The organism is Pseudomonas sp. GD03842, from assembly GCF_029841165.1.
Taxonomy (GTDB): domain Bacteria; phylum Pseudomonadota; class Gammaproteobacteria; order Pseudomonadales; family Pseudomonadaceae; genus Aquipseudomonas.
This window is the reverse complement of sequence record NZ_JAOCEA010000035.1, coordinates 1-5,452: the sequence shown is the minus strand read 5'-3', so window position 1 is coordinate 5,452 and position 5,452 is coordinate 1. Positions and strand designations below refer to the sequence as shown.

Here is a 5,452-nt window from a genome sequence, read left to right as displayed (position 1 = left end):
CTGCTGCGGATGAATCACAACGCCCGGTGCTGTGACCGGTTCGTTGGAGACGTCCAGCTGATCCAGATTGAGCAACGGCACGTCACCCACCGGCACGCGATTCAACGCCGCGTCGTGGGAGATCAGCAGCTTCACCCCGCCGTCTTCGAGCATGTAGCGCAGGCGTTCGGTCGGGTAATCCGGGTCCAGCGGAATGTACGCACCACCGGCTTTCAACACCGCCATGAATGACAGCCACAAATCGACGCCACGTTCCATGGCAATCGCCACCCGCACCTCGGTGCCGATGCCACGGGCGCGCAATGCATGAGCGAGTTGGTTGGCGCGCCGGTCGAACTCGGCGAAAGTCAGGCGTTGTTCGCCATGCACCAGGGCAATCGCCTCCGGGCGCAAGCGGGCGTGATCGGCGATCAGTTCGTGAATCGGGCGATCCGCATACGGCGAGAACGGTGGCGTATTCCACCGATCCAGCGCCGCCAGATCGGCCTCACTGAGCAGCGGCAGGTCGCCAATTGCGGTCTGCGGCTGTGCGCAAACGGCATTCAGCACGGTGAGCAACTGGCCGTACAGGCGCTCCACGGTCGAGGCGTCGAACAGGTCGATGGCGTAGTCCAGGTAGCCGCTGATGCGGCCGTCCTGATGTTCGAACGTGCCTAGCACCAAATCGAATTGCGCGCCCTTGATGTCCCACTGCTGCGCTTCGCAGCTCAGGCCGTCGAATTGCAGCAGCGACATGTCCGGTTGCTGCTGGTGGTTGTAGCTGACCTGGAACAACGGGTTGACGCTCAGGCTGCGCGCCGGTTGCAGCGCCTCCACCAACTGTTCGAACGGCAGGTCCTGATGGGCATGGGCGCCCAGCAGGTTGTCTTTGACCTGCGCCAGCAATTGGGTGAACGGCTGATCGCCGCTGACCTGCGCACGCAGCACCAGGGTATTGACGAAGAAACCAATCAACCCTTGGGTTTGCAGCTCGGCACGCCCGGCCACCGGCACGCCGATGCGCAGATCGCGCTGGCCGCTGAGGCGGTACAACAGGGTGTCGAAAGACGCCAGAAACAGCATGAACAGCGTGACGTCTTGCGTTCTCGCCGTCTGCCGCAGTTGGTCAGCCAGCGCCTGGGGCAACACAAACGCATGACGTCCGCCCTGACCGTCACGCTCGGCCGGGCGTGAACGGTCGGCGGGCAGCTCGAGCACCGGGTGCTCATCGCCCAATGCCTCGCGCCACCAGCTCAACTGACGCTCGCGCTCCTTGCCGCTCAGCACCTCACGTTGCCAGATCGCATAGTCGGCGTAGTGCACGCCCAAGCTCGGCAGACTGGCGTTTTCGCCGTTGGAGAAGGCGCGATAGAGGGTGGCGAAGTCTTCCAGCATGACCTGCACCGACCAGCCATCGGAGATGATGTGGTGCATGCACAGCAGCAGCCGCCATTGATCTTCGGCCACTCGTACCAGCGCCACACGCCACGGTGCGCGCTCGGCGTCGAGGTCGAACGGCTGGTTCATGAAGGCATGGGCCAGTTCGCTGAAATCAGCCTCGACATTGGCAATGTCGCGAAGGTCATGCCGCGCCATCTTCACGCTGCTCACCGGCAGGATGCGTTGCAGCGCAATGCCCTGCTCGCCCGGCTGGAAACAGGTGCGCAGACTTTCGTGGCGGGCCGCCAACGCGTCAAAGCTGCGCTGCAAGGCGTCGACCTGCAACGCGCCACTCAGTTTGAGCACGCACGGCAGGTTGTAGGCCGCGCTGTCCGGTTCCAGTTGCGCGAGGAACCACAGCCGCTGTTGCGCGAACGACTGCGGCGCAACGTCATGCTCGCCGCGGGGCAACAGCGCGGGCAACGCCGCACGCTCGGCGCGGCTGCTCAGGTACTGGGCGAGATCGGCCAGCACTGGCGCATCAAACAGAGCGCGTAGCGGCAGTTCCAGTGAGAGATCGCGACGGACCTGCGCCACCAGTTGAATCGCCAGCAGCGAATGCCCGCCGAGTTCGAAGAAATGATCACGACGCCCGATCTGCTCAACGCCGAGCAGGTCTAGCCACAGGGCGGCCAGTTCACTTTCGACCCCGTCCAGCGGCGCTTCGAAGTCCCGTTGCTGCACCTGCGGTTCAGGCAAGGCCTTGCGGTCCAGTTTGCCGTTGGCCGACAGCGGGAATTTGTCCAGCGTCACCAGATGCGCCGGGACCATGTAGTCCGGCAGGCGTTGTTTCAGTTGGGCGCGCAGTTGCTCTTCGTCAAACGCGTCAGCCACCAGATAGCCCACGAGCTGCATGCCGGTGGCGAGTTCGCGGGCCACGACCACGGCTTCGTTGACCGCAGGGTGATCCAGCAACGCCGCTTCGATCTCGCCGATCTCCACCCGCAAGCCGCGCAGTTTGATCTGATGGTCGAGACGGCCCAGGTATTCCACGGCGCCGTCGGCCCGCCAGCGGGCCAGATCGCCCGTGCGGTACAGGCGCTCGCCATTGCCAAACGGGCTGGCGACAAAACGCTCGGCGGTCAGGCCGGGGCGTTGATGGTAGCCGCGAGCCAGCCCGTCGCCGCCGATGTACAACTCCCCCGGCACGCCAATCGGCTGCGGGTTCAAGCGGCTGTCGAGGATGTGGATTTGCAGGTTGGCAATCGGGCGGCCAATCGGCACCGACGCACCCGGCTCATTGACGCACGTCCAGTGAGTCACGTCGATGGCCGCTTCAGTCGGGCCGTAGAGGTTGAACAGCCCGGCGTTTGGCAGGCGCTGCAAGGTGTCCCGTGCAAGGTCCGCAGGCAGGGCTTCGCCAGAGCAGACGATGCGTTTCAGCGAAGCACAGCCGGCCATATCGTCCTGGGCCATGAACGCAGCGAGCATCGACGGCACGAAGTGCAACGTGGTGATCTGCTGATCAGCGATCAAGGCCTTGAGCAAGGCCGGATCGCGATGATCGCCCGGCTGGGCCATGACCAGACGCGCACCCACCATCAGCGGCCAGAAGAACTCCCACACCGAGACGTCGAAACTGAACGGCGTCTTTTGCAGCACGGCGTCGGTGGCGTCGAGTTGATAAGCGTCCTGCATCCACGCCAAACGGTTGAACAGCGCGGCGTGGGTGTTGCCTGCGCCTTTGGGTTTCCCGGTGGAGCCGGAGGTGTAGATCATGTAGGCCAGTTGCTCGGGATGAATCTCTACAACCGGCGCTGTGACCGGCTGATCATCCAATGCCAGACGGTCCAGGTTCAGCACCTGCAAGCCTTCGACAACAGGCAAGTCATCGATCACCGCGTCATGGCTCAGCAGCAAACCAATCCCGGCGTCTTCCAGCATGTGCCGCAAGCGGTCCACCGGGTATTCCGGGTCCAGCGGCACGTACGCAGCGCCCGCCTTCACTACCGCGTACAAGGCCACGACCATTTCCACGGAGCGCAGCGTCGCCACGCCGACCAGCGATTCACGGCCCACACCCTGAGCAAGCAGGTAATGCGCGAGTTGGTTAGCACGCTGATCCAGTTGCTGATAGCTCAACACCTGATCGCCACAACGCAAGGCTTCACGCGCAGGATGCAGCGCGGCCAGACGCTCGAAATGGCGATGCACGATGGGCGTTTCAGCCGACCATTCACGACTCGTGTCGTTGACCAAGGCCAACTGCGCACGGTCCTTCAAATCCAGCACCTCGAAATCGCCAATCGCCGCGTCGGGCTGCTCCAGCAATTGCGCGAACAACTGCACGAAGCGCCCGTGCAGGCGCTCGATGCTGCGGTGGTCGAACAGATCGGTGGCGTAATTCCACGACCCACCCCATGCGCCGTTGGCGTCTTCATGGGTGTTCAGCGCCAGGTCGAACTGGCTGCTGCCATCGTCCAGCGGCAGAATTTCAGCCTCTACGCCAGGCAATACAAGCTGGTCGAATGCGCGTTGCTGATGGTCGTACGCCACCTGGAACAGCGGGTTGTGGCTCAGGCTGCGCTCAGGTTGCAGCGCCTCGACCAGTTGCTCGAACGGCAAGTCCTGGTGGGCCTGGGCGCCAAGGGTCCGGGCTTTGACTTGCTCCAGCACTTCACGGAAGGTCTGCTCTGCCGAGACTTCGGCCCGCACGACTTGCGTGCTGACGAAGAAGCCAATCAAACCCTCCACTTCCAGTCGCGAACGCCCGGCAATCGGCACGCCAATGCGCAGATCGTTCTGCCCGCTCAGGCGATGCAGCAGCACCTGATACGCCGCAAGCACAGCCATGAACGGCGTGACACCCTGAGCCTTGGCGAACGCACGCAGGCGCTCGCTGAACGCGGTGTCGAAGGCAAACAACAGGCGATCACCCTGGTAGCTTTGCTGCGCCGGACGCGGACGGTCGGTCGGCAGTTCCAGCACCGGATGGTCGTCACCCAGTTGTTCACGCCAGTAGCGCAGTTGCCGCTCGGCTTCCCCTGCTGCCAGCCAGTCGCGCTGCCAGGCGGCGAAGTCGGCGTACTGCACCGGCAATTCGACCAGTCGCGCAGCACGGCTTTCCACCGCTGCGGCGTACAGCTCGCTGAACTCCTGCAGCAGCACGCCAACCGACCAGCCGTCCGAAATCATGTGGTGCAGGCACAGCAGCAGGCGCTGTTCGTTTGCCGTCACACGCACCAGCGCCACGCGCCAAACCGGGCTGTGGGCCAGGTTGAACGGACGCTGGACGAAGCCTCGCGCCAACCGATTGAACGCGGCTTCAACGTCGGATTCAGCGCTGATGTCCAGACGTTCGATCTCGACCGAACGCGCAGCCTCGATTTTCTGCAGCGGAAGGCCTTCCCCTGCGACGAATCGGGTCCGCAGCACTTCATGGCGTTGAGTCAGCGCATTGAAGGCGGCCTGCAAGGCCTCTTCATTCAGCTCGCCGATGAAACGCACCGCGCCCGGCAGGTTGTAGGTGTGGCCGCCCGGTTGCAGTTGGTCGAGGAACCACAGGCGTTGTTGCGAGTACGATTGCACCGCTTGCGTGGCGTGCCGCGGCGTCAGTTCAAGCTGCTGCGCGGGTGCCTCCAGTTGCGCGACGCGCAGGGCAAAATCCGCCAGACGCGGCGCCTCAAACAGCACGCGCAGCGGCACGCTGAGGCCGTGCTCATGGCGCAGGCGCGAAATCAGTTGCATCGCCAGCAACGAGTGGCCGCCAAGCTCGAAGAAGTGATCGTTGCGCCCCACCGCGTCGAGGCCCAGCAATGGTTGCCACAACGCGGCGAGTTGCTGTTCCAACGCGGTTTGCGGCGCCTGGTAGTCAACGGAGCTGACGTGCGGGTCCGGCAGCGAATTGCGGTCCAGCTTGCCGTTGGGCAGTTGTGGCAGGCGCGCCATGACGATGATGTGCGCCGGAATCATGTGTTCCGGGAGGGTCACTTTGAGCTGCTGTTTGATCTGCTCGTCGTTGAGGTCGTTACCGCCGACGTAGCCCAATAGCTGCTTGCCGTTCGCCCCGTCACGCACAATGACCAGCGCCTCA

1 protein-coding gene is annotated in these 5,452 nt (G+C 63.7%); it reads right to left on the bottom strand.

Features of this window, described 5'->3' with window-relative positions:
• Positions 1-5,452 (bottom strand): non-ribosomal peptide synthetase (locus N5D61_RS26350; RefSeq protein ID WP_279894756.1); only part of this gene is annotated, 5,452 nt, incomplete at both ends.